Source organism: Streptomyces sp. NPDC005266 (assembly GCF_040607655.1).
In the GTDB taxonomy this organism is placed as follows: domain Bacteria; phylum Actinomycetota; class Actinomycetes; order Streptomycetales; family Streptomycetaceae; genus Streptomyces.
Window position 1 is genome coordinate 333,950 of the sequence record NZ_JBEXHC010000005.1, and the last position, 24,408, is coordinate 358,357.

Consider the following 24,408-nt stretch of genomic DNA (forward strand, 5'->3'; position numbering starts at 1 on the left):
AAAGTGGCCCTTCGAGCGCATCTTTTACAAATATCACACGGGCAGTGACGGTCATTTGACGCTGCGCTGATAATCAGACTTCACTTAGGTGCGCGCAAGTCGCTTCAACAACAGGGCCGATGCCACGGGGCGCGCTCCGGCGCGCGCCACCCCGTCGGCCACCTCTCGATCGGTCGACACCACGACCACCGGCCGCCCCGGCGGCTCGGCCCGCACCAGCTGCCGGACGAGCTCGTCCGCGGTCACCCCTTAGGTGCGCGCAAGTCGCTTCAACAACAGGGCCGATGCCACGGGGCGCGCTCCGGCGCGCGCAACCCCGTCGGCCACCTCTCGATCGGTCGACACCACGACCACCGGCCGCCCCGGCGGCTCGGCCCGCACCAGCTGCCGGATGAGCTCGTCCGCGGTCACCCCCGGCTTGCTGAACAGCACCCGCACCCCGCGCGGCGGGGCCAGCAGCACCGGGGTGGCCAGATCCGCCCCGTCGAAGACACAGGTCATCTCGGCCCCCGTCTGGGCCGCGAGCACCGCGAGACCGCCCAGCAGCCGCAGCCGCTGCTTCTCCAACGGCATCGTCGGATAGCCGGTCTTGGTGACGTTGTAGCCGTCCACCACCAGATGCGCCTGCGGCAGTGCGAGCAACTGGTCCAGCAGCGCCGGATCCGTCTCCGACAGCGCCCTGGTCGCTATGTCCTTCGGCGTCATCTTCCCCGGCTCGACCGCGTCCACCGTGTCCGCCGGGTGCATCGACGCGGGCGGCAGCGCCAGTTCGCGCCGTAGCCCCTGGGCCGCGTCCAGCACCGTGTCCAACAGCAGCCGCAGCCGCATGTCCTCCACGCTGCGCCCCTCGCGCACCGCCCGCCGGCTCGCCTCCACCGCGGACTCCGCCTCCGCGAGCCGGGCCCGCAGCCGGCGCGCCTCGCCGTCCGCGGCCGCCTGCCGCGCGGCTGCCTCGGACCGTACGGAGTCCAACTCGGCCTCGGCCTTGCGCAGCGCCGCCGCGCCCCGCTTCACATCGCTCTGTGCGCTCCGCAGCTTGCGCTGGAGCACGTCGTTCTCCTTGCGCGCCGCGTCCAGCTCGGCGCGGGCGCGCTCGGCCTCACCGCGCGACGCCGCCTTGGCCTCGGCGAGCTCGTCGCGCAGCCGCTGCAGCTCACGCGCCGCCTCCTCGCCGGCCCGCTCGGCGGACGCCCGCTGGGCCTCCTCACCGGCGGCCTCGACCAGCTTGACCCAGCCCACCGGGCGCAGCACATACGCCACCGCGGCGACATCCACCGGATCGGCCGCGGCGGGCGGCGAACCGCCCTCGATCGCCTCGGCCAGCTCCGGCTGGGTCTCCCGCAGCCGCTCCGCGATCCGCTGCCGGAAGACGGGGTCGCTCTCCACCGCGGCGGCCATCGCGTTCCCCGCGAACTTCGCCCGGCGGGTCGGGGTGAATCGGGCGTACTGCCGCAGCTGAGGTGGCAGTTCGGTGACCGTCAGACCACCGAACGCGTCCGCGACGAGCGCCACGACACGCCGCCGCACCCCTTCCGGCAGGGGGCGGTCGAGCGCCTCGGAGACGCCCTCGGCGTCACCGGCCACTCCGGGGCCGCCCGTCCGGTCCACCACCTGTCATCGCTCCGTTCTCAGGCGCTCGCGCTCGTGTCCGGGCGGTCGACCAGCTCGATCTGGTCAACCGCATTGCACCAGCGGCAGCGCACTGACTCAATGGTCTCACTGAGCACCTCGCGCTCCTCGACTCTCGGTTCCCCGGCCAGGTCGAGGTGCACATACTCCACGGCCTTGGTCGAGCGGGTCACGTCGAATCGGGTGAGATTGCCGCACAGCGTGCAGCGCCAGCGGGTCTCGGCGGTCGGCAGGGGAACGGCCATCGTCTCGCGTCCTCGCTTCTGGACTCATCGGCGTCCTGTAACCCTACGGCCTGAGCCCTGACCTGTGCCGGGCCCGTCTCGCGGCGAGGCACTCTGGGCAGGTTGTGCCGGGTACGCGATGATCTGACCATGATCGAGACGTCCGCGGGGCCCGGCCGCCCCCTGATGACGTACACCCTCATCACCCTGTGCTGCCTGGTCTTCGTCCTGGGACCGGCCTCCGGGCTCAATCCCGGCTACGGCACGGGAAGCAAGCTGCTCGAGGCGCAGTCCGCGTACTTCGAGCGCTGGGGGGTGGTCCCGAGCGCCCTGTGGAGCGGCACCCCCGGCGAGCCGCTGACCCCGCTGACCGCGCTGTTCGTCCACGGCAACTGGCTGCATCTCCTCGGCAACATGCTGTTTCTCTACGTCTTCGGCGCTATGACGGAAGAGCGCATGGGCCGAGTCCAATTCGCTCTCTTCTACCTCGCCACCGGCTATCTCGCGCTGCTCGGCTACGCCGCCGCGCACGCCGACTCCACGCAGACCCTGGTCGGCGCCTCCGGGGCCATTTCCGGCGTACTCGGCGCCTTTCTGTGGCTGTTTCCGTGGGCCCGGGTGACCAGCCTCTTCCCGTTTTTGTTCTTTCTGCCGCTGCGCTTCCCCGCCTGGGTCGTCCTGATCTTCTGGGTCGCCCTCCAATGGATGTCCGCCCGCGAGGCCGACGACCGCCCCGGCGTCGCCTACCTCGCCCATCTCGTGGGCTTCACGCTCGGATTTCTCTACGCGTGGGCCCGGTTCGGGCGGACGGCTAGAGTGGGCGCCGCAGCCAGGTCCAGCGAGGGAGAAAGCCAGCCGTGATCACTTCGATCGTGCTCATCAAGACCAGCGTGGACCGGATTCCGGAGATCGCCGAGAAGATCGCCGCGATCGAGGGCGTGAGCGAGGTCTATTCGGTCACCGGAGCGCACGATCTGATCGCGATGGTGCGGGTCGCGCAGCACGACGATCTCGCGGACATCATCCCGGGCCAGATCAGCAAGGTGCCGGGGGTCGCCTCGACGGAGACGCACATCGCCTTCCGCACGTACTCTCAGCACGACCTCGAGGCCGCCTTCGCCATCGGCCTCGACAGCTAGGCCCATGCCGGTGACTTAGTAGGGCTTGCGAGGCGCTGACCTGAAGCGATGCCCCCGATCGGCATGCCTTGGAAGCCTGCAAAGTCACCGGCATTGCAGTGACGCGGAGAAGGATCAGCACTTGACTTCGCCGTAACCGCTCAGGCCCTTTCCGGGCCCTGGGGCACAGCCGGGCCCAGGAAGCGCACCCCTGGGCCCCGGGCTTCAGCCCCGCGCCGGGACGCAGCGGCCGTCCTCGGTGCGGTAGGTCCACCGGGCGCCGTCCCGGACCAGTTCCTTCACGGCGCGGACGAAGCGCTCCACATGCTCATCCGGGGTGCCCGCGCCGAAGCTGACCCGGATCGCGTTCAGCGAACGCTCCCCCGGCGCCGCCTCGGGCGCCCCGCACTCGCCCGGCTCCTCGGGTTCACTGCCCAGCAGGGTCCGTACCAGCGGATGCGCGCAGAAGAGGCCGTCGCGCACGCCGATGCCGTACTCCGCGGAGAGCGCCGCCGCGAAGTGCGAGCTGTTCCAGCCCTCCACCACGAACGAGAGCACTCCCACCCGGGGAGCGTCGTCGCCGAACAGGGACAGCACCCGCACCTCGGGCACCTCGGCCAGCCCCTGCCGCACCGTCTCGATGAGCTGGCGCTCGCGCGCGACCAGCCCCTCGAAGCCGGCCTCGGACAGCGCCTTGCACGCCGAGGCGATCGCGTACACCCCGATCACATTCGGCGAACCGGCCTCGTGCCGGGCGGCGGTGGTGTGCCACTCGACGTCCACCCCGCCATCCTCCCGCCGCGCGACCTTGCGGCTCGCGCCGCCGCCCGCCAGGTACGGCCGCGCCTCCCGCAGCCAGTCGGCCCGCCCGGCCAGCACGCCCGCCCCGAACGGCGCGTACAGCTTGTGTCCGGAGAACGCCACCCAGTCGACATCCGCCTCGGCGATGTCCACCGGATGATGGGGGGCGAGCTGGGCGGCGTCCAGCACGATCCGCGCGCCGTGCGCATGCGCCACCGCCGCCAGCTCTCGCACCGGCCACAGCTCACCTGTCACATTCGACGCACCCGTCACACACACCAGCGCCGCACCGCCGTCCCGGCCCGCCAGCGCCTTCTCCAGCGTCTCCACCGCCTGCCGCGGCGAGCGCGGTGCGCTCAGGTAGCGCACCCGCACGTCCTCCCGCTGCTCCCACGGCAGCAGCGAGGCATGGTGCTCGGTCTCGAACACGAAGACCTCGGTGCCCCGCGGCGCCACGGCGGCCAGCAGGTTGAGGGAGTCCGTGGTCGAGCGGGTGAAGACGACCTGATCGTCCTCGCGGCAGCCGAGGAAGGCGGCGACGTCCTTACGGCTGTTCTCGAACAGATCGGTCGACAGCTGGGAGAGATAGCCCGCCCCGCGGTGCACGCTTCCGTAGTACGGGGCGTACGCGGCGACGTCGTCCCACACGCGCCGCAGGGCGGGCGCACTGGCGGCGTAGTCGAGCGCGGCATACGTCACCTCGCCACCGGTGACCAGGGGGACGCGGACATCGCTGCCGAGGACGGGAAGCGGCTCGCAGGTGGCAACAGACGAAAAAGCGGACATGGCGAATTCTCCCGGGAATGCCGAAAAAGCCGAAAAGGCGTGCATGCGGACGCGCAGGCGGAATCTGCCGCCAGGGCGCGGAAGGAACGAAAGGGAACGGGCCGTCCGGCCCTAGCGCATTCGCTGCATCACGGAAGAACTCCCTCGACCACCAGGACCCCTAGTGCGAGGGGTCCGCGCTTGCCGCAGACCTCGCTGCCTGCGGCCTGGTCATCACCCGGGGCACCCCGCCACGGACGGAGGGTTGCCGGACAGCGGGCCGGGGCCGTAGTCGCTGTCGCTCGTGACCTGGCCGGCAGTATGCCATCGGCTGATCGACGCACGCAGCCCCTGTCCGCATCCCGGACAGGGGCTGCTGCACGACCTTCGGATCACGCGTTGCTCGCCAGCACCCACCGCTCCAGGGCGCTGCCCGCCGCCCCCGAGTCGATCGACTCGGCCGCCCGCGCCACACCCGCCGCGATCCGCTCCGCCAGCGGCTTGTCGCCCGGCTCCGGCTCCAGCGCCACGAGCGCCGCCGCCGAGTTCAGGAGCACCGCGTCCCGTACCGGGCCCGTCTCGCCCGCCAGCAGCCGCCGCGCCACGTCCGCGTTGTACGACGCGTCCGCGCCGCGCAGCGCCTCCACGGGGGCCAGCTCGAACCCGATGTCCCGCGGGTCGAACGTCTCCTGGCGTACGACGCCGTCGCGGACCACCCACACCTGCGAGGTCGACGTCACCGTCAGCTCGTCCAGACCGTCATCGCCGCGGAACACCAGCGCCGAGGAGCCGCGCTCCGCCAGCACACTGGCCATGATCGGCGCCATTCGCGCGTCCGCGACGCCCGTGGCCTGGCATCGCACCCGCGCCGGGTTGGTCAGCGGGCCCAGGAAGTTGAACGGGGTGGCGATGCCCAGCTCGCGACGGGCGGGGGCGACATGCCGCAGCGACGGGTGGAACTTCACCGCGAAGCACATGGTGATCCCCGCCTCCTCGGCGATCTCGGCCACCCGCCGCGGGCTGAGCTCCAGATTGACCCCGAGCTTCTCCAGCACGTCGGAGGCACCGCTGGCCGAGGACGAGGCCCGGTTGCCGTGCTTGACGACCCGCGCCCCGGTGCCGGCGACGACCAGCGCGGACATGGTGGAGATATTGACGGTCCTGGCGCGGTCGCCGCCGGTGCCGACGATGTCGACGGTCGCCCCGGGCACCTCGATCACCTTGGCATGCTCGTACATGGCCCGGACGAGCCCGGACATCTCGGCCACGGTCTCGCCCTTGGCCCGCAGCGCGACGGCGAAACCGGCGATCTGCGCGTCGGTGGCCTCACCCCGCATGATCCGGTCCATGGCCCAGGCGGTGTCATCGGCGCTGAGGTCCCGGCCCCGCAGCAGTGAGTCGAGGACATCCGGCCAGGTGCGGGCCGTCGCGGTGCTGTCGCCTCCGGCGGGGGTCACAACGTCCATGGTCCGCTCCTGGATCCGTGGGGTGGGCAGGGGAAGGGGCCCGCCATACGGGCGTGGCGCCCGTGGCAAGCCTATCGGCGCGAGAACGCCACCCGCCGCACGCCCGTATGGCGGACAACGACCAGGGCCTCGGTCCGGACCCTGAGGTCCGGACCGAGGCCCTGGCGGTGGCGTCAGCTGACGTGCGAGAGATCAGTGGTGGCCGTGGCCGCTGGTGATCTCGTCGTACTCCGCACGCGTCGGCTTCGGAATGACGGCATCCTCGCCGTAGTAGCTCTTGGAGAGCTTCGAGCGGAGCTTCTGCGACGGCTTTATCTTGCGGGCGACCCCGTTCTCGTCCACGGCCGGACCGACCTCGTACGGCTCCGGCTGCTCATGCTGGGTGAGCAGATGCCGCTGCTCCTGCGAGATCGGCTCGTGCACCTCGATGAACTCACCGTGCGGCAGCCGCTTGATGATGCCGGTCTCGCGACCGTGCAGCACCTTGTCGCGGTCGCGCCGCTGGAGGCCCAGGCAGATCCGCTTGGTGGCGATGAAGGCCAGGACCGGGCCGGCGAAGAAGGCGATCCGCACGAACCACGTGATCGAGTTGATCGAGAGGTGGAAGTGGGTGGCCCACAGGTCGTTACCGCCACCGATCAGCATCACGAAGTACGCGGTCAGCCAGGCGACGCCGAAGGCGGTGCGGGTCGGGGCGTTGCGCGGACGGTCCAGGATGTGGTGCTCGCGCTTGTCCCCGGTGATCCAGGACTCGATGAACGGGTAGACGCCGATGGCCAGCAGGACCAGCGGGAAGAGCACGATCGGGATGAACACGCCCAGGACGAGCGTGTGACCCCAGGCGTTGATCTCCCAGCCGGGCATCACCCGGACCAGACCCTCGGCGAAGCCCATGTACCAGTCGGGTTGGGCGCCGGTGGACACCTGGTCGGGCCGGTAGGGGCCGATGGTCCAGATCGGGTTGATGGTGGCGATCGCCGAGATGGCCGCGATCACACCGAAGACCAGGAAGAAGAAGCCGCCCGCCTTGGCCATGTAGACCGGCAGCAGGGGCATGCCGACCACGTTCTTCTCGGTCTTTCCGGCGCCCGGGAACTGCGTGTGCTTGTGGTAGAAGACCAGGATCAGGTGCGCCACCAGCAGGCCGAGCATGATGCCCGGCAGCAGCAGGACGTGGACCGGGTAGAGCCTCGGGATGAGGTCCATACCGGGGAACTCGCCGCCGAACACGAACATCGAGATGTAGGTGCCCACGACCGGGATCGACAGGAACACGCCCTCGATGAACCGCAGACCGGTGCCGGAGAGCAGGTCGTCGGGGAGCGAGTAGCCGGTGAAGCCGGTCAGCATGCCGAGGAAGAACAGCAGGAAGCCGAAGAGCCAGTTGATCTCACGCGGCTTGCGGAACGCACCGGTGAAGAACACCCGCATCATGTGGACGAACATGCCGGCGAGGAACACCAGCGCCGCCCAGTGGTGGATCTGCCGGATCAGCAGACCGCCGCGGACCTCGAAGCTGATGTCGAGCGTCGAGGCGAACGCCTCGGACATCTTGACGCCCTGCATCGGCACGTACGGGCCGTGGTACGTGACCTCTTCCATGCTGGGGTGGAAGAACAGCGTCAGATACACACCCGTGAGGATGATGATGATGAAGCTGTAGAGGCAGACCTCGCCCAGCATGAAGGACCAGTGGTCCGGGAAGATCTTGCGCATATTGGCCTTGGCGAGGCTGTAGATGCCCAGCCGGCCGTCGGCCCAGTCGGCGACGCGCTCACCCGCGGGCGCTTTGCCGCGCCGCTCGGTGTGCCGCGTGGTGTCAGTACTCATCCGCGCTCCCAGAAAGCAGGACCGACGGGCTCCGGGAAGTCGCCCATGGCTTCGAGGTACCCCTGGTCATTGACCGAGATCCGCAACTGCGGCAGGGCGTGACCGGCCGGACCGAAGATCACTCGGCCACCGTCGGAGAGGTCGAACGTCGACTGATGGCAGGGGCACAGGACGTGGTGCGTCTGCTGCTCGTACAGGTTGATCGGGCAGCCGACGTGGGTGCAGATCTTCGAGAACGCGACGATGCCGTCGTGCGACCAGTCCAGCTCGCGCTTGTCCTTGATGTTCTCCGGCTGCAGCCGGACCAGCATCAGGGCCGCCTTGGCGATCTCCGTCTGGAAGTCGTGCTGCTCCTCGCTCATGCCCTCGGGCATGGCGAAGGTCAGCGAGCCGACGACGATGTCCTCGGGGCGCAGCGGCTGCATGGTGTTCTGGTTCATCAGCCGCTTGCCCTTGGCCCACTTGGTGTGCCGGAGCTTGGTGCCCGGCAGCGGACCGAGGTCGCGCAGCAGCACCACGCCGGAGAGCGGCACCAGCGCCAGCGCGCCGAAGAGGGTGTTGCGCGCGAGCTTGCGCCGGCCGAAGCCGGACTCCTCGGCGCCCGTCCGGAAGTCGTCGAGGACCTTGGCCTTGACCTCGGGGGGGGCCTCGATGGGGTGGCGCTCGTCGGCGACCTCCACATCGGACATCAGGGTGCGGGCCCAGTGGACCGCGCCCGCGCCGATGGCGAACAGGGCGATGCCGAGGGTCAGTCCCAGCGCGAAGTTGAGCGCGCTGACGTGGCCGATCGGGAAGACATAGATGTACTTGTCCACCGGGAGGGCCACATACGAGGCGATGAAGGCGATCGTGGCCACCATCGAGACCGTGAACAGCAGGGCGACCGTGCGCTCGGAGCGCCTCGCGGCCCGCTCGTCGATGTCCTGCTTGCGGTGCTCGTGCGGGGGCAGCCCCGGGTCGGCGAACGGGTCCTCGGAGACCGCTACCGCGCCCTCCCCGGCCGCCCGCTCCTGCGGCAGCTTGTCTTCTGCGTCTGGCATCTCGTGGCTACTCATGACTTCTTGGCCTTTGCGGTCCGGGCGGCGACCCAGATGGTGAGGACGATCAGCGCGCCCATCCCGAAGACCCAGCCGAAGAGGCCCTCGCTGACGGGGCCGAGCCCGCCGAGCTCAAGGCCGCCGGGGGTCTTGGTCTTGTCGCTGTTGACCGTGTCGAGGTACGCGATGATGTCCTTCTTGTTCTTCTCCGGCAGCGTGGTGTCGGGGAAGGAGGGCATGTTCTGCGGGCCGGTCTGCATGGCCTCGTAGAGGTGCTTGGGCTCGACGCCATCGAGGGCCGGCGCGTACTTGCCGTTCGTCAGGGCGCCGCCCTTGCCGGCGAAGTTGTGGCACTGCGCGCAGTTCGTACGGAAGAGCTCCCCGCCCTTCGCGATGTCCGCGCCGTCAGGGCTGTACTGGCCCTTGGTGGGGGTCACCGGACCCGGGCCGAGCGAGGCGATGTACGCGGCCAGCTGCTCGATCTCGGCGTCCGAGTAGATCTTCTTCTTCTTCGGCACCTGGGCGCCCGGCTGCTGGGCGGGCATACGGCCGGTGCCGACCTGGAAGTCGACGGCGGCGGAGCCCACTCCGACCAGGCTAGGGCCGTCGGTGGTCCCCTGACCGCCCGTGCCATGGCAGGTGGCGCAGCCGACGGCATAGAGCTTCTTGCCCTCCTCGATGGCGAGGGACTGGGCGGAGCTGTCATCGGCCTTCGCCTCGCTCGGCGAGAACGCGGCGTACAGCCCCCCAGTGACCGCCAGCGCGAAGAGTAGGACGACGAGCGCAGCCAGCGGATGGCGCCGTCGTGCGGAGAGCTTTTTCACGGATTACCCCGGTGTCAGGATCTTCTGCGTCGATGCTTTAAGGACGTGGTTCCGGTCGCGGAGACCGGCTTACTTGATCATGTAGATCGTGGCGAAGAGGCCGATCCAGACGACATCGACGAAGTGCCAGTAGTAGGACACGACGATCGCCGCCGTCGCCTGCTGGTGGGTGAACCTCTTGGCCGCGTACGTCCTGCCCAGGACCAGCAGGAAGGCGATGAGGCCGCCTGTCACATGCAGTCCGTGGAAACCGGTGGTCAGGTAGAACACCGAACCGTACGGGTCGGACGAGAGCGAGAGCCCGTCATGCTTGACCAGTTCGGTGTATTCGAAGATCTGACCGCCGACGAAGATCGCGCCCATCATGAAGGTGATCACGAACCAGGTGCGCAGCTTCTTCACGTCGCCGCGCTCGGCGGCGAAGACACCGAGCTGGCAGGTGAGGGAGGAGAGCACCAGGATCGTGGTGTTCGTCGCCGAGAACGGGAAGTTCAGCGCGGACGCCATTTCCTTCCAGTGCTCGGCTCCGGTCACCGATCGCAGGGTGAAGTACATCGCGAAGAGGGCCGCGAAGAACATCAGCTCGGAACTCAGCCAGATGATGGTTCCGACGCTGGTGAGGTTCGGCCGGTTGACCGACGGGTGCGCGTGCCCGGTATCTACTGCTGTTGCTGTCGCCACGACCGACATTATGTCGGTCGCTTATCCAGCGCTCACTCCCGGGGGTCCCGTTCGGAGTGTCAAGGCCATCGATGCTGCTCGTCGGGGCTCTACGGGCCAGTCCCTCGAAGGAGGGAGAGATCCGTACGCCCCCTCCTCCGCACGGCTGTACCGGAGTAGCATCCGCGACAGGAGCCCAGCGGATCACTTACTTCGCCCGGAGGACGCCATGCGGCCGACCGCAACGGTGCTGGTCTACAGCGATGATGCGAGCACCCGTGAGCAGGTGCGGCTCGCGGCCGGGCGGCGGCCCGCCGCGGATGTGCCGCCGGTCGAGTTCGTCGAGTGCGCGACCCTCCCCGCCGTCCTCTCGGCTCTGGAGGACGGGGGTATCGACGCGTGCGTACTGGACGGCGAGACGGCGCCCGCGGGCGGTATGGGCGTCTGCCGGCAGATCAAGGACGAGATCTTCCGGTGTCCGCCGGTGCTGCTCCTCATCGGCCGCCCGCAGGACGCCTGGCTGGCCACCTGGAGCCGCGCGGAGGCCGCGGTCACCCATCCGGTGGACCCGGTGGCCCTGGCGGACGCGCTGGCCGGGCTGCTGCGCACGCGGCCGGCCGTGGACGCCTGACCTCGCGGGGGCCATCGGGGTCACACCTGGGGGCGGAGCCGGGCCGAGTCGGCCGGGTCGTTGCCCTCGCGCTGGCCGGCGAGGGCGCTGCCCTGGCGCCAGTCGGCCCAGGCCATGTTCCAGTCGCCGTAGCCGTTGTCGAACGCCGTCATGTTGTCTCCGTTGCTGTTCACGACCCTGACGATGTCTCCGAGGCGCACGGTGTTGAAGAACCACTGCGCGTTCGCCGTGGACATACCGGTGCAGCCGTGGCTGACGTTGGCGACGCCCTGGGAGCCGGTGGACCACGGCGCGGCGTGGACGTATTCACCGCTCCACGTCACCCGGGTGGCCCAGTAGACCATCAGGTCGTAGGAGTTCCCGAGCCCGATGCTGGCGCCGGTCATCCGCACGGCGGATTCCTTGGCGAGGATCACCTTGATGCCGTTTCGGGTGTCGAAGCCGGGCATGCCGGTGGTGATCGGGATGGTCCGGATGGGCACCCCGTTCCGCCTCACCGTCATCTGGTGGGTGCCGGAGTCGGTCAGGGCCTCGATGCGGTCACCGGTGGTCAGCCGCAGCGACTTGGCGGCGCCGCCGTAGAGCCCCGCGCCGATCCTGATGCCGTTGAGGTTGGAGTGCACCTTGATCGTGGCGTGGGCGGGCCAGTACTCCTGCGGACGGTAGTGCAGGTTCCGGTCGTCCGCCCAGTGCCAGACCCCCTCCACCGCGGGCTGTGAGTCGACCTTCAGGGCGCGCTCGATGACGGCCCGCGCCGACGGGTCCTTGACCGGTGCGCTCAGCTTGGCGGTGATGGGCTGCCCCACCCCGTACTCGCCCGCCTTCGGGCCGAAGGTGACCTTCAGCCGCTTCTTGGCGGAGCCGGTGGTGGTGAAGTCGATGGCACGGCGGCCCGGGGCGCCGCCCGAGTCCTCCGTGGACACCTTCAGCGTGTAGTGCGCGCCCGCGGCCAGCGGCACGGTGCTGCGCCACCGGCTGCCGTCGGGGCTCAGCTCACCGCGGACGTAACGGCCCGCGGCGTCGGTGGCCGTGACGTCCGTGATCCGGCTGTCGTCCCCCTTGGCCGTCACTTCGAGCGGCTTGTCCGGGTCGGCCTGGTGGCTGTCCCCGTCGCCGCTGAACGAGATCTGGTCGGCGGCGTCGTACGGCTTGGCGGACAGCGGGTCCGAGGAGGGGCCCCCGCATCCACTCAGCCCCGCTATCAGCGGCGCCACCAGCAGAGCGCAGGTGAACACCGCTCGGGTTCGCGATGATCGAGGTGTGTGGCTCATGGGCCCACGCTAAGAACGGCCGCCGCGTTCGGCGCGCGGAGTGAAGCGGCGGAGTGACACCCGGACGGAGCACACACGAGCGGGGCCCGGGCACCTGGGGAGGTGTCCGGGCCCCGCTCGCTGACCGGCCGGAACCGGTTACTGGTTCGCGTTCTCGCCGCGGTAGTACTCGAAGACCCAGCCGAAGAGACCGACCATCACGATCGGGGCCGAGAAGAAGAGCAGCCACCAGCCGAAGGCGATGGCCATGAAGGCCAGGGCCCCACCGAAGGCGAGGGCAAGCGGCTGCCAGCTGTGCGGGGAGAAGAAGCCCAGCTCACCGGCGTCGTCCGCGACATCCGCGTCCTTGTTGTCCTGCGCTCCGGCGTCCACCCGGCGAGCTGTGAAGGCCAGGTAGAAGCCGATCATGATGCTCAGTCCGAAGGCGAGGAAGAGCGCGGTGGTGCCGGCGGGCTCCTTCGACCACACGCCATACACGATCGCCATCACCAGCATGAAGACGGCGAGCCAGATGAACATCCGTCCCTGGATCTTCACTTGCCGGCCTCCTTGCCACCCACGAGGGCCTTGTCACCAGCGGGCACACCGTGGTTCTCGAGCTGGTCGAGCGCCGCGATCTCCGGGTGGTGCAGATCGAACGCCGGGGATTCGGAACGGATCCTCGGCAGCGTGAGGAAGTTGTGCCGCGGCGGCGGGCAGGAAGTCGCCCACTCCAGCGAACGGCCGTAGCCCCACGGGTCGTCGACCTCGACCTTCTTGCCGTACTTGGCAGTCTTCCAGACGTTGTAGAAGAACGGCAGGATCGAAAGGCCCAGCACGAAGGAGCTGATGGTCGAGATCGTGTTCAGCAGGGTGATGCCGTCGGCCGCCAGGTAGTCGGCGTACCGGCGCGGCATGCCCTCGGCGCCCAGCCAGTGCTGCACCAGGAACGTGCCGTGGAAGCCCACGAACAGCGTCCAGAAGGTGATCTTGCCGAGCCGCTCGTCCAGCATCTTGCCGGTGAACTTGGGCCACCAGAAGTGGAAGCCGGCGAACATCGCGAAGACGACGGTGCCGAACACCACGTAGTGGAAGTGGGCCACCACGAAGTACGAGTCGGAGACGTGGAAGTCCATCGGCGGCGACGCCAGGATCACACCGGTCAGACCACCGAAGGTGAAAGTGATCAGAAAGCCGACGGCCCAGAGCATCGGGGTCTCGAAACTCAGCGACCCCTTCCACATGGTGCCGATCCAGTTGAAGAACTTCACTCCGGTCGGGACCGCGATGAGGAACGTCATGAAGGAGAAGAACGGCAGCAGCACTCCGCCGGTCACATACATGTGGTGCGCCCACACCGTCACCGAAAGACCGGCGATGGCGATCGTCGCGGCGATCAGGCCGATGTAACCGAACATCGGCTTCCGGGAGAACACCGGAATGATCTCGGAAATGATGCCGAAGAACGGCAGCGCGATGATGTACACCTCGGGATGGCCGAAGAACCAGAAGAGGTGCTGCCAGAGCAAGGCGCCGCCATTGGCCGCGTCGAAGACATGCGCCCCGAATTTACGATCCGCCTCCAGCGCGAAGAGCGCGGCGGCCAGAACCGGGAAGGCGAGCAGCACCAGCACGGCGGTGAGCAGCACGTTCCAGGTGAAGATCGGCATCCGGAACATCGTCATGCCCGGAGCGCGCATGCAGATGATCGTGGTGATGAAGTTGACCGCACCGAGGATCGTGCCGAAGCCGGACAGCGCCAGACCCATGATCCACATGTCCGCGCCGACGCCCGGCGAGCGGACCGCGTCCGACAGCGGGGAGTAGGCGAACCAGCCGAAGTCGGCCGCGCCCTGCGGGGTCAGAAAGCCGCCCACCGCGATCAGCGAGCCGAAGAGGTACAGCCAGTAGGCGAACATGTTCAGCCGCGGGAACGCCACATCGGGCGCGCCGATCTGCAGCGGCATGATCCAGTTCGTGAAGCCGGCGAACAGCGGGGTGGCGAACATCAGCAGCATGATCGTGCCATGCATGGTGAACGCCTGGTTGAACTGTTCGTTGTTCATGATCTGCGTGCCGGGGCGGGCGAGCTCGGCGCGCATGAGGAGCGCCATCAGCCCGCCGATGCAGAAGAACGCGAACGACGTGACGAGGTAGAGCGTGCCGATCGTCTTGTGGTCCGTGGTCGTCAGCCACTTGACGACGACATTGCCGGGCTGCTTACGGCGCACCGGCAACTCGCCTGCGTGTGAGGCGGTCGCGTCGGCACCCTGAGGTTCGTTGAGGATGCTCACTTGTTCTTGGTCTCCGCGTTCTTGGCGGCGTCCGTCTGCGCAATGCCCGCCGGGATGTAGCCGGTCTGGCCCTTCTTCACCAGGTCCTTCAGGTGCTGCCGGTAGCGCTCCGGCGACACGACCTTGACGTTGAAGAGCATCCGGGAGTGGTCGACGCCGCACAGCTCGGCGCACTTGCCCCTGAAGGTCCCCTCGCGGGTGGGGGTGACCTCAAAGACGTTGGTCTTCCCCGGAATGACGTCCATCTTCATCAGGAAGGGAAGTACCCAGAACGAGTGGATGACATCGCGGGAGGTCAGGATGAACTGGACCGACTCACCCTTCGGCAGCCACAGGGTGGGGCCCGGGTTGCCGTTCTGCGGGTTTCGCTCACCGGGGATACCGGCGTCGTAGACGCCCTCGGCGCCCTTGGGCACCCCGGTGAGCAGGCGGTCGGGGATGGCCGCGATCTCCTTGGCGTTCTGCTTCGGAGTGGCGGTGTCCCCGTCCACGTTCTCCATGTAGTTGAAGCCCCAGCTCCACTGGTAGCCCACCACGTTGACCACGTGGTCGGGCTTCTTGGAGGTCTTCAGGAGCGCGTTCTCATCGCGTGCGGTGAAGTAGAACAGCACCGAGACGATGATGATCGGGACCACGGTGTACAGCGCCTCGATGGGCATGTTGTACCGGGTCTGCGCGGGAACCTCGATCTTGGTCCTGCTGCGGCGGTGGAAGATGACCGCCCACAGAATCAGGCCCCAGACCAGTATGCCCGTGGCGAGCGCTGCCGCCCACGAGCCCTGCCACAGGGAGAGGATCCGCGGCGCCTCCTCCGTGACGGGAGTGGGCATTCCGAGGCGGGGGAAGTCCTTGGATGTGCAACCGGTGGCGGTCGCCAGGACCAAGCCCGCGGCCAGCGCCTGCAGCAGCTTCCGCCGCACCGGGCGCCGCGACGAGCGGTCGGAGCCGTTGGGACTCACGTAGCGCCTTCCCGAGAGTCTCGCCCGCGCGGTCGGCCGCGGCCGTCTGTCTGGTCGGTCGCCGGCCCGGTGCGAGCAGGGGTTTGGATGTTTATGCGGACCAAACCCTACTGGACGCCATTTGGGGCTGCGCGGGGAGGGTGCCCAACGCGCCGGGCCGCTCCCCGAAGGGATGGAATCCCCTGCTCCGCCAGCGGTTTTCGGCCCCGGTGGGGTCGGCGTCCGGCACCGGGACCGCACGCCGCCCAGGACACCCGTTCCGGCGACCGGGCTGCGGGGTACATCCTTTCGGGGGCCCGCCGGGCACAGCGACTAGCGTTTCGTATGTGCCCTACTTCGACGCGGCCTCATCCGCTCCCCTGCACCCCGTCGCCCGGCAGGCGCTGCTCGCCGCCCTCGACGAGGGGTGGGCCGACCCGGCCCGGCTCTACCGGGAGGGGCGCCGCGCCCGGCTGCTCCTGGACGCCGCCCGGGAGGCGGCGGCCGAGGCCGTCGGCTGCCGCCCGGACGAACTCGTCTTCACCCCTTCGGGGACCCGCGCGCTGCACGACGGGATCGCCGGGGCGCTCGCGGGCCGCCGGCGGGCCGGGCGCCATCTGATCGTCTCCGCCGTGGAGCACTCCGCGGTGCTGCACGCCGCCGCCACGCACCAGGCGGGCGGCGGCACGGTGGCCGAGGTCCTGGTGGACCGCACCGGCCGGGTCGCACCCGGTGCCTATGCGGCGGCCCTTCGGGAGGCCCCCGGCCCCACCGCCCTGGCCTGCCTCCAGTCCGCCAACCACGAGGTCGGCACGGTGCAGCCGGTGGCCGAGGTGGCGGACGAGTGCGCGGCGCGGGACGTCCCGCTGCTGGTGGACGCGGCGCAGTCGCTGGGCTGGGGGCCCGTGGAGGGCAACTGGTCGCTCCTGACCGCCAGTGCCCATAAATGGGGCGGCCCCTCGGGCGTCGGGCTGCTCGCCGTGCGCAAGGGCGCGCGCTTCGCGCCCCAGGGACCGGCGGACGAACGGGAGTCGGGCCGCGCCCCCGGCTTCGAGAACCTCCCCGCCATCGTCGCCGCGGCCGCCTCCCTGCGAGCCGTACGCGCGGAGGCCGCCGCCGAGGCGGAGCGGCTGCGGGGGCTGGTGGACCGGATCCGGGCGCGGGTGCCGGAACTGGTGGGGGATGTCGAGGTGGTCGGCGACCCGATGCGGCGGCTGCCGCATCTGGTGACCTTCTCCTGTCTCTATGTCGACGGAGAGGCGCTCCTCCATGAGCTGGACCGCGCGGAGTTCTCGGTCTCCTCCGGCTCGTCGTGCACATCGAGCACGCTGACCCCCAGCCATGTGCTGCGGGCGATGGGTGTGCTGTCCGAGGGCAACATCCGGATCTCGCTCCCGCCCGGCACGGCGGAAGAGGACGTGGAGCGGTTCCTGGACGTGCTACCGGGGGTGGTGCGCGGGGTACGGGAGCGGCTGGGCGCGCCGGTGGAGCCGGCGGGCGCCGCGGAGCCCGTCGCCGACCTCGTGGTCGACACCCTCGGCAAGCGCTGCCCGATCCCCGTGATCGAGCTGGCCAAGGTCATCGGCGAGGTGCCGGTGGGTGGGCTGGTGACGGTCCTGTCCGACGACGAGGCGGCCCGGCTGGACATTCCGGCGTGGTGCCAGATGCGGGGCCAGCACTACGAGGGCGAACTCCCCGCCGAGCGGGGCGTGGCGTACCGGGTGCGCCGCCGGGCCTGACGCCGGGTCGGCGGGCGCGAACCGGTCCGTGGTCCGGCCCGTCCGCCATCCGGCCCGTCCGCCATCCGGCCCGGTGGGGCGCTCCCCACCGGACCGGTCGCGGCTCAGACCAGGTGCTCGTTGATCTCGGCCGCCGCCTCATGCCCGTAGGCCTTGGTGAAGCGATCCATGAAGTGGCCGCGGCGCAGCTCGTACTCCTGGGTGCCCACCGTCTCGATGACGAGTGTCGCGAGCATGCAGCCCACCTGCGCGGCGCGCTCCAGTGAGAGGTTCCAGGACACTCCGGCGAGGAAGCCGGCACGGAAGGCGTCGCCGACGCCGGTCGGGTCGGCCTTCTCGTCCTCCTCCGGACACCCGACGACGATCGGCTCCTCGCCGTCGCGCTCGATCCGCACGCCCTGCGCGCCCAGCGTGGTCACGCGGGTGCCGACCTTGGCGAGGATCTGGTCCGCGGTCCAGCCGGTCTTCGTCTGGATCAGCGCGGCCTCGTACTCATTGGTGAAGAGGTACTGCGCGCCCTCGACCAGCAGCCGGATGTCCTCGCCGTCCATGCGGGCGAGCTGCTGGGAGGGGTCGGCGGCGAAGGGGATGCCGCGCGAGCGGCACTCCTCGGTGTGGCGGACCATCGCCTCCGGGTCGTCCGCGCCGATGACCACGAGGTCGAGCCCGCCGACCCGCTCGGCGATCGGCTGGAGCTCGATCTGGCGGGCCTCGCTCATCGCGCCGGTGTAGAAGGACGCGATCTGGTTGTGGTCGGTGTCCGTGGTGCATACGAAGCGCGCGGTGTGCAGGACCTCGGAGATCCGGACGGATGAGGTGTCCACCCCGTGGCGGTCCAGCCAGGAGCGGTATGGGGCGAAGTCCTCACCGGCCGCGCCGACCAGGATCGGGCGCAGCCCGAGCACGCCCATGCCGAAGCAGATGTTGGGGCCCACGCCGCCTCGGCGGACATCGAGGGTGTCGACCAGGAAGGAGAGGGAGACCGTATGCAGTTGATCGGCGACCAGCTGATCGGCGAAGCGGCCGGGGAAGGTCATCAGATGGTCGGTGGCGATGGAGCCGGTAACGGCGATACGCACGGTGGTCGCTCCTGCGGGGCGGCGGCGAAGTCGGACGCCTCACGCTATCGGCTCGGCCACCCTCGCACGAACGGAAGAAACTACCCGATAGTAGGGCTTTTTTCACTCGTACCCCGCTGCATACGGTGCGTACCCACGGGGTACACGTTGGTAATCCCCTTGAAACAGGGAGGCCGTATGCCGAGCCATCTCCACACCACACTTCCCGCACTGCCCGCCGGCGCCATCGAGCCCGAGTATCTGGAGGGGCTGCGCGGCGACTGTGCGCGTATGGCACCGCATTGGACGGTCACCGTATCGCCTCCGGCCGCGCCCGTATCCCCTTCCCGCATTCGCGGAGTCACGGTGCCGCCCGCGTCGGCCGATCTGCTGGTCGGCATGTCGGACTACGGCGACTGAAGGAACCACCCGCCCCTTCACTCCGTCTCATCGGCATCTCACTCGCGAGGGATGGACCGTAGAACGTGAGCGGAGCCGAAGGAGCGATACGGTGAGCACCGAGGACACCGACACCCCGCAGACCCCCGACGACGACATCCGACAGTCGCGGCGCCGTTCGCCGCTGGCCGTCGTGTCGGTGGCGGCCGCGGTTCTGGTCGCCGGTGGCGGCGGGGCCTACTGGGCCTCCACCGCGACGGACGGCGGCACAGCCCCGGGCGCGGCACGCAAGGACGGATCGCCGAAGCCCCTCGCACTCGACGCCTACGCCTCCCGCGCCGGGCAGGCCGGGAACGGCGGCGACGAGGGCATCGCACCCGGCGAGCCCGACCCGAACGGCGGACGCTATGTGGCCACCGGCAAGCTGCCGGACGGGCCCGGCTCGGCCCCGGTCTATCCGACCGATCCGAAGGTCACCAAGGCCGACGTGGCCCGGCTCGCCAAGGCCCTGGACGTAGCGGGCAGCCCCCGCGCCGACCACGGCTTCTGGAAGGTCGGCGGCCCGGCGGACGGAAACGGCCCGGCGCTGCGGGTGAGCCGCGAGGGGCCGGGCGCCTGGTCGTACTCGCGGTACGGGGCCCCGGGCGGCGACTCCTGCGTCCACCCGGGCGCGAGGACGGACGCCGGCACGACCACGGGCAGCGCGGCCGGCGGCAGCGGCGCGAGCGAGAAGGGCTGCCCGTCCTACCGCGACGGCGCCAAGCACGGCGACAACGGCGCAGGCGAGGGCAGCGACAAGGCCGTGTCCCAGGAGAAGGCCGAGCGCGCCGCCGAGCCGGTACTGAAGGCGCTCGGACTGTCGGACGCGAAGCTGGACGCGCGTGGCCTCTACGGCGCCGTGCGGATGGTGAACGCGGAGCCGAAGGTGGGCGCGCTGCCCACCCAGGGCTGGACGACCAGCCTGGAGGTCGGCGCCGACGGCCAGTTGGTGGGCGGCAGCGGCATGCTCTCGACGCCCCGGAAGGCCGACAGCTATCCGCTGATCGGCGCGGACGAGGCGCTGAAGAAGCTCAACGCGGCCGCGGCCAAGGGCCGTGACACCTCCGGCAAGGTGATGGTGCGCAAGGCCACCTTTGGGCTGGCCGCCCATATGGTGGACGGACGGCGGGCCCTGGTGCCCTCGTGGATCTTCGAGACCCGGCCGACCGGGACCAACGGCGTTGCGCTGACCCTCCCCTACCCCGCCGTGAAGCCCGAGTTCATCAAGAAGGCCGGCACCACCCCGGGCCAGGGCCAGTCGAGCAGCCGACCGGGCAAGCCCGGCAAGAAGACGGACGACATCACCTCGTACAGCGCGGACGGCAAGACCCTGACGCTGCGCTTCTGGGGCGGGGTCTGCAACACCTACTCGGTCTCCGCGAAGGAGACGTCGAAGCAGGTGACGGTGGACATCACGAGCAAGCCCACCCATCCGGGGCGGGCCTGCATCCTCATCGCCAAGCAGCTGGAGAAGAAGGTCACGCTGGACAAGCCGCTGGACGGGCGGAAAGTCGTGGACCGGTCGACCGGTGAGACGTTGCCGCCGCGGAAGTAGCCGTGCGGAGGTGGTCGCACGGACGACGAGAGGGGGCGGGCCCGTGGGCCCGCCCCCTCTCGTCGTCGCTGTGCCGCGCGCCGGGGACTCAGCTGAAGGAGTCGCCGCAGGCGCACGAACCCGTGGCGTTCGGGTTGTCGATCGTGAAGCCCTGCTTCTCGATGGTGTCGACGAAGTCGATCGAGGCACCGCCCAGGTACGGGGCGCTCATCCGGTCGGTGACGACCTTGACGCCGCCGAAGTCCTTGACGACGTCGCCGTCGAGCGAGCGCTCGTCGAAGAAGAGCTGGTAGCGCAGGCCGGAGCAGCCGCCGGGCTGAACGGCGACGCGCAGCGCGAGGTCGTCACGGCCCTCCTGCTCCAGCAGGCTCTTGACCTTCGACGCGGCGGCGTCGGACAGGATGATGCCCTCGCTCGCGGTGGTCTCGTCCTGAACGGTCATCTGCTTCTCTCCCGGGTCGTACGGACTGCTTGCCGTCGGCTCCAACCGACGGCGCCCCGGATTCATTCCGGGCCCAGCGCAATTCTCCTGGCTCTTCATGCTCGCACACGGGTCGGCGGACCGGAATGCGTCACATCGACACGATCCCCATCGTCAAAGTGACGTGAACGGGATAAGATATATAGCGTCAATTTGACGATTACCCCGACCAGGGTTTACCAGCGAAGAAAGAAGGGTGCGTGACGTGACCACCGCCCAGCCCCTCGACGTGCAGCCGACCCCGCTCGCTCTGCTGCTCCTCGGCCGTGAGACCGACCCACGGAGCGAGCGCGGCGTGGAGTGCCCCGGAGACCTTCCGGCGCCCTCCGACCCGGACCTGGTGGCCCGCGCCCGCGCGGCCAAGGAGAAGCTCGGGGACAAGGTCTTCGTGCTCGGCCACCACTACCAGCGCGACGAGGTCATCGAGTTCGCTGACGTCACCGGAGACTCCTTCAAGCTCGCCCGCGACGCGGCCGCCCGGCCGGACGCCGAGTACATCGTCTTCTGCGGTGTGCACTTCATGGCCGAGTCCGCCGACATCCTGACCAGCGACGCCCAGCAGGTCGTCCTTCCCGACCTCGCGGCCGGCTGCTCGATGGCGGACATGGCCACCGCCGAGCAGGTCGCCGAGTGCTGGGACGTGCTGGCCGAGGCGGGCGTCGCCGAGGCGACGGTCCCCGTCTCGTACATGAACTCCTCCGCCGACATCAAGGCGTTCACCGGCAAGCACGGCGGCACGATCTGCACCTCCTCCAACGCCCAGCGGGCCCTGGAGTGGGCCTTCGGCGAGGGCGAGAAGGTCCTCTTCCTCCCCGACCAGCACCTCGGGCGCAATACGGCGGTCCGCGACATGGGCATGTCGCTGGACGACTGCGTCGTCTACAACCCCCACAAGCCGAACGGCGGGCTGACCGTGGAGGAACTGCGCGCCGCGAAGATGATCCTGTGGCGCGGTCACTGCTCGGTGCACGGCCGCTTCTCGCTGGAGTCGGTGCGGGATGTGCGCGAGCGGATACCGGGCGTCAATGTCCTGGTGCACCCCGAGTGCAAGCACGAGGTGGTGGCCGCCGCCGATTACGTCGGCTCGACCGAGTACATCATCAAGGCCCTGGAGGCGGCGCCCGCCGGCTCCAAGTGGGCGATCGGCACCGAGCTGAACCTGGTACGGCGGCTCGCGAATCGTTTCGCCGGGGAGGGCAAGGAGATCGTCTTCCTGGACAAGACGGTGTGCTTCTGCTCGACCATGAACCGGATCGATCTGCCGCATCTGGTGTGGGCGCTGGAGTCGCTGGTGGCGGGGAAGGTCGTCAACCGGATCGAGGTCGACCGGGAGACGGAGCAGTTCGCGAAGCTGGCGCTGGAGCGGATGCTGGCGCTTCCGTAGGCTGCCATCATCCAGCCCGGCCGGCGATTGAGGACACGGCCGAAGGCCGTGCCGGGGGGGCGCCGCCCCTGGCGCCCAGCCTCGGCGGGGCACCCGGCTCCTCCGACGTTGAGGAGCGGGTGCCCCGGGGGCGGAGCCCCGGTTCGGGGCGGGGCGGGGCTGGGTGGGGGCTTTCCGCCGTAGGCGCCCGGTTACATGCCCGGGCGGACCAGGCCCGTTTCGTAGGCGATCACGACCAGCTGCGCCCGGTCACGGGCGCCGAGTTTGGCCATGGCGCGGTTGACGTGGGTCTTGACCGTGAGCGGGCTGACCTCCAGGCGGCCGGCGATCTCGTCGTTGGAGTGGCCGCCGGCGACCTGGACCAGGACCTCGCGTTCGCGGACGGTGAGGGCCTCCAGCCGGGAGGAGTCGTAGGCGCTGTCGTCCTGCGCGCCGCCCTGGGCGAGGAAGCGGGCGATGAGGCCCTTGGTGGCGGTCGGGGAGAGCAGCGCCTCGCCCGCCGCCGCGATGCGGATGGCGGAGAGGAGTTCGTCGGGCTCGGCGCCCTTGCCGAGGAAGCCGCTGGCCCCGGCGCGCAGCGAGTCCACCACGTACTCGTCGACCTCGAAGGTCGTCAGCATGACGACCCGGACGTCCGTCAGCGAGGGGTCCTCGCTGATCAGCCGGGTCGCGGTCAGCCCGTCCGTGCCGGGCATGCGGATGTCCATGAGGACGACGTCGGCGCCCCTGGTGCGGGCGATCTCGACCGCCTCGGCGCCGTCGGATGCCTCGCCCACCACCTCCATGTCGGGTTCGGAGTCCACCAGAACGCGGAACGCGCTGCGCAGCAGCGCCTGGTCATCGGCGAGCAGCACCTTGATCGTCATGAGTCCCCTCCCGTACGCGTCTGCAAGGGAAGTCTCGCCCTGACCCGGAAGCCGCCCTCGGGGAGGGGTCCGGTTTCACAGCTGCCGCGCAGGGCGGCGACCCGTTCCCGCATGCCGAGCAGCCCGTGGCCGCCGCCACCGGTCTCCTCGGGGGTCGTTCCGGCCCCGTCGTCCACCACGGTGACCTCCAGGGCGCCATGGTCGCGGACGATGCGGATCTCGACCTTGGCCTGGGGCCCGGCGTGCTTGTGCACATTGGTCAGGGCCTCCTGGACGACCCGGTAGGCGGTGAGGTCCACGGCGCCCGTGAGGGAGTCGAGCACGTCCTGGTGGTCCGTCTCGACCTCGATCCGCATTCCGGTCCGTGCGAAGCCGTCCACGAGCTGGTCCAGGACGGCGAGGCCAGGTGCCGGTTCGGTGGGGGCGGCGGGGTCGCCGTACTGCCGCAGCAGGCCGACCGTGGCGCGCAGCTCGTCCAGGGCGGAGCGGCTGGCCTCCCGTACGTGGGCGAGCGCCTGTTTGGCCTGGTCGGGGCGGCTGTCCATGACGTGGGAGGCGACTCCGGCCTGGACGTTGACCAGCGCGATGTGGTGGGCGACGACGTCATGCAGTTCGCGGGCGATGCGCAGCCGTTCCTCGGCGACACGGCGGCGGGCCTCTTCCTCCCGGGTCCGCTCGGCCCGTTCCGCCCGCTCCTCGATCGCGGCGATGTAGGCGCGGCGGCTGCGGACGGCGTCGCCGGCGGCCGCGGCGAGGCCGGCCCAGGCGAAAATGCCCAGGTTCTCCTGGGAGTACCAGGGGCTGAGCCCGAAGAGCATTCCGGCCCCGGTGAGCAGCGCGGCCGTGGCGGCGCCGACCCGCCGGGTGGTGGGGCGGTCGGTGCGTGCCGCGACGGTGTAGAGCGCCACCACGACGGCGAGCACGAGCGAGGTGCGCGGCGGCCCCACGTCATTGGTGAGGATCTCCGTGAGGGTCATGGCGCAGGTGACCGCGAGCACGCTGCGCGGCAGGTCCCGGCGGAAGATCAGCGCGGCGGAGGAGGCCACCGCCAGCAGTACGAAGAACACGCCCAGCGACTGGTGGCGCATATGCGGGTTCGCCACCGCGCCGATGAGGATCAGCGCGAGGACGCAGAGGGCCACCACCGTGTCCAGGGCGCGGGGGTGGGCGCACAGCCAGCGGTGCGGACGGGCCAGGCCCGGCCCGACGGCGAGGGGAGTCACGGCATCCAACGGTAAGGGCCGTGGCGGGCGGCCACGGTCGTGGCGACCCGCGCCCGGCGGACGAAGGGGACGGCGGGAGGGGGTGGGAGCTGTGCCGGAGTGCGGTCCGCGCTAAGCGGTTACGGCGAAGTCAAGTGCTGATCCTTCTCGGCGTCCAAGCCCTCGGCCAGGCCGACGGCGAGGGATCAGCGGCGAAC

General features: G+C 69.9%; 23 protein-coding genes and 1 riboswitch. Of the genes, 7 read left to right on the top strand and 16 right to left on the bottom strand.

Features of this window, described 5'->3' with window-relative positions:
* Positions 1 to 249: 249 nt before the first annotated feature.
* Positions 250 to 1,611, bottom strand: coding sequence for an NYN domain-containing protein (locus ABZU99_RS12755; RefSeq protein ID WP_355939166.1), 1,362 nt, complete (start codon positions 1,609 to 1,611; stop codon positions 250 to 252).
* A gap of 17 nt (positions 1,612 to 1,628) precedes the next feature.
* Positions 1,629 to 1,874: a hypothetical protein gene (locus ABZU99_RS12760; RefSeq protein ID WP_355939164.1), complete on the bottom strand. Its 246-nt coding sequence runs from the start codon at positions 1,872 to 1,874 to the stop codon at positions 1,629 to 1,631.
* A gap of 129 nt (positions 1,875 to 2,003) precedes the next feature.
* Here ABZU99_RS12760 and ABZU99_RS12765 point away from each other — a divergent pair, with 129 nt between their 5' ends.
* Both ABZU99_RS12765 and ABZU99_RS12770 read left to right on the top strand, forming a co-directional pair.
* Positions 2,004 to 2,714, top strand: a complete 711-nt coding sequence (locus ABZU99_RS12765; RefSeq protein WP_355939161.1) for a rhomboid family intramembrane serine protease — start codon at positions 2,004 to 2,006, stop codon at positions 2,712 to 2,714.
* Positions 2,711 to 2,992 carry an Lrp/AsnC ligand binding domain-containing protein gene (locus tag ABZU99_RS12770; protein ID WP_123100692.1) on the top strand — a complete coding sequence of 94 codons (282 nt, stop codon included), beginning with the start codon at positions 2,711 to 2,713 and terminating at the stop codon, positions 2,990 to 2,992. The genes ABZU99_RS12765 and ABZU99_RS12770 overlap by 4 nt, the downstream gene beginning before the upstream one ends.
* Positions 2,993 to 3,196: 204 nt before the next feature.
* Here the strand turns inward: ABZU99_RS12770 and ABZU99_RS12775 are convergent, their stop codons facing one another.
* From ABZU99_RS12775 to ABZU99_RS12800, 6 genes are all read right to left on the bottom strand, one after another.
* On the bottom strand, positions 3,197 to 4,558 hold the full coding sequence (locus ABZU99_RS12775; protein WP_356046974.1) for an aminotransferase class V-fold PLP-dependent enzyme: 1,362 nt from the start codon (positions 4,556 to 4,558) through the stop codon (positions 3,197 to 3,199).
* 171 nt (positions 4,559 to 4,729) lie between these two features.
* Positions 4,730 to 4,847: riboswitch (SAM riboswitch) on the bottom strand.
* Between the two features lie 82 nt (positions 4,848 to 4,929).
* Positions 4,930 to 6,003 (bottom strand): anthranilate phosphoribosyltransferase, encoded by a 1,074-nt coding sequence (gene trpD / locus ABZU99_RS12780; RefSeq protein ID WP_355939152.1) that lies wholly within the window; start codon positions 6,001 to 6,003, stop codon positions 4,930 to 4,932.
* A 192-nt stretch (positions 6,004 to 6,195) separates the two neighbouring features.
* A complete protein-coding gene (locus ABZU99_RS12785) occupies positions 6,196 to 7,833 on the bottom strand; it encodes a cytochrome bc complex cytochrome b subunit (protein WP_356046971.1) in 1,638 nt (545 codons plus the stop codon).
* The gene (locus tag ABZU99_RS12790; protein WP_355939146.1) at positions 7,830 to 8,888 is read right to left on the bottom strand and encodes a Rieske 2Fe-2S domain-containing protein; all 1,059 of its coding nucleotides are present in this window, start codon (positions 8,886 to 8,888) and stop codon (positions 7,830 to 7,832) included. Before ABZU99_RS12790 ends, ABZU99_RS12785 begins: the two co-directional genes overlap by 4 nt.
* Entirely contained in the window at positions 8,885 to 9,694 is an 810-nt protein-coding gene (locus ABZU99_RS12795; protein ID WP_356046969.1) for a c-type cytochrome, read from the bottom strand. The genes ABZU99_RS12790 and ABZU99_RS12795 overlap by 4 nt, the downstream gene beginning before the upstream one ends.
* A 69-nt stretch (positions 9,695 to 9,763) precedes the next feature.
* A complete protein-coding gene (locus tag ABZU99_RS12800) occupies positions 9,764 to 10,384 on the bottom strand; it encodes a heme-copper oxidase subunit III (protein WP_355939141.1) in 621 nt (206 codons plus the stop codon).
* A gap of 199 nt (positions 10,385 to 10,583) precedes the next feature.
* Between ABZU99_RS12800 and ABZU99_RS12805 the strand changes: the two genes are divergently transcribed.
* Positions 10,584 to 10,985, top strand: coding sequence for a hypothetical protein (locus ABZU99_RS12805; protein ID WP_355939138.1), 402 nt, complete (start codon positions 10,584 to 10,586; stop codon positions 10,983 to 10,985).
* 20 nt (positions 10,986 to 11,005) lie between these two features.
* On the opposite strand, the gene ABZU99_RS12810 is transcribed toward ABZU99_RS12805, so the two are convergent.
* From ABZU99_RS12810 to coxB, 4 genes are all read right to left on the bottom strand, one after another.
* Positions 11,006 to 12,256: an Ig-like domain-containing protein gene (locus ABZU99_RS12810; RefSeq protein ID WP_355939136.1), complete on the bottom strand. Its 1,251-nt coding sequence runs from the start codon at positions 12,254 to 12,256 to the stop codon at positions 11,006 to 11,008.
* Positions 12,257 to 12,394: 138 nt separating this feature from the next.
* Positions 12,395 to 12,793 carry a cytochrome c oxidase subunit 4 gene (locus tag ABZU99_RS12815; RefSeq protein ID WP_356046967.1) on the bottom strand — a complete coding sequence of 133 codons (399 nt, stop codon included), beginning with the start codon at positions 12,791 to 12,793 and terminating at the stop codon, positions 12,395 to 12,397.
* Positions 12,790 to 14,529 carry a cytochrome c oxidase subunit I gene (ctaD, locus tag ABZU99_RS12820; protein ID WP_356046965.1) on the bottom strand — a complete coding sequence of 580 codons (1,740 nt, stop codon included), beginning with the start codon at positions 14,527 to 14,529 and terminating at the stop codon, positions 12,790 to 12,792. The genes ABZU99_RS12815 and ctaD overlap by 4 nt, the downstream gene beginning before the upstream one ends.
* Positions 14,526 to 15,488: a cytochrome c oxidase subunit II gene (coxB, locus tag ABZU99_RS12825; RefSeq protein WP_355939127.1), complete on the bottom strand. Its 963-nt coding sequence runs from the start codon at positions 15,486 to 15,488 to the stop codon at positions 14,526 to 14,528. The genes ctaD and coxB overlap by 4 nt, the downstream gene beginning before the upstream one ends.
* Positions 15,489 to 15,814: 326 nt before the next feature.
* Between coxB and ABZU99_RS12830 the strand changes: the two genes are divergently transcribed.
* A complete protein-coding gene (locus ABZU99_RS12830; protein ID WP_355939124.1) occupies positions 15,815 to 17,206 on the top strand; it encodes an aminotransferase class V-fold PLP-dependent enzyme in 1,392 nt (463 codons plus the stop codon).
* Between the two features lie 104 nt (positions 17,207 to 17,310).
* Here ABZU99_RS12830 and ABZU99_RS12835 read toward each other — a convergent pair whose 3' ends face one another.
* Entirely contained in the window at positions 17,311 to 18,285 is a 975-nt protein-coding gene (locus tag ABZU99_RS12835; RefSeq protein ID WP_356046962.1) for a carbohydrate kinase family protein, read from the bottom strand.
* Between the two features lie 177 nt (positions 18,286 to 18,462).
* Between ABZU99_RS12835 and ABZU99_RS12840 the strand changes: the two genes are divergently transcribed.
* Both ABZU99_RS12840 and ABZU99_RS12845 read left to right on the top strand, forming a co-directional pair.
* A complete protein-coding gene (locus ABZU99_RS12840; RefSeq protein WP_355939119.1) occupies positions 18,463 to 18,684 on the top strand; it encodes a hypothetical protein in 222 nt (73 codons plus the stop codon).
* A gap of 91 nt (positions 18,685 to 18,775) precedes the next feature.
* The gene (locus tag ABZU99_RS12845) at positions 18,776 to 20,257 is read left to right on the top strand and encodes a hypothetical protein (RefSeq protein ID WP_356046961.1); all 1,482 of its coding nucleotides are present in this window, start codon (positions 18,776 to 18,778) and stop codon (positions 20,255 to 20,257) included.
* Between the two features lie 88 nt (positions 20,258 to 20,345).
* On the opposite strand, the gene ABZU99_RS12850 is transcribed toward ABZU99_RS12845, so the two are convergent.
* Positions 20,346 to 20,699, bottom strand: a complete 354-nt coding sequence (locus ABZU99_RS12850) for an iron-sulfur cluster assembly accessory protein (protein ID WP_020871998.1) — start codon at positions 20,697 to 20,699, stop codon at positions 20,346 to 20,348.
* A 235-nt stretch (positions 20,700 to 20,934) separates the two neighbouring features.
* Between ABZU99_RS12850 and nadA the strand changes: the two genes are divergently transcribed.
* On the top strand, positions 20,935 to 22,122 hold the full coding sequence (nadA, locus tag ABZU99_RS12855) for a quinolinate synthase NadA (protein WP_356046960.1): 1,188 nt from the start codon (positions 20,935 to 20,937) through the stop codon (positions 22,120 to 22,122).
* A 191-nt stretch (positions 22,123 to 22,313) separates the two neighbouring features.
* Here nadA and ABZU99_RS12860 read toward each other — a convergent pair whose 3' ends face one another.
* Together ABZU99_RS12860 and ABZU99_RS12865 are read right to left on the bottom strand one after the other, a co-directional pair.
* Positions 22,314 to 22,988 (bottom strand): response regulator transcription factor, encoded by a 675-nt coding sequence (locus ABZU99_RS12860; RefSeq protein ID WP_355939109.1) that lies wholly within the window; start codon positions 22,986 to 22,988, stop codon positions 22,314 to 22,316.
* A complete protein-coding gene (locus ABZU99_RS12865) occupies positions 22,985 to 24,220 on the bottom strand; it encodes a histidine kinase (protein ID WP_356046958.1) in 1,236 nt (411 codons plus the stop codon). Before ABZU99_RS12865 ends, ABZU99_RS12860 begins: the two co-directional genes overlap by 4 nt.
* Positions 24,221 to 24,408 lie beyond the last annotated feature (188 nt).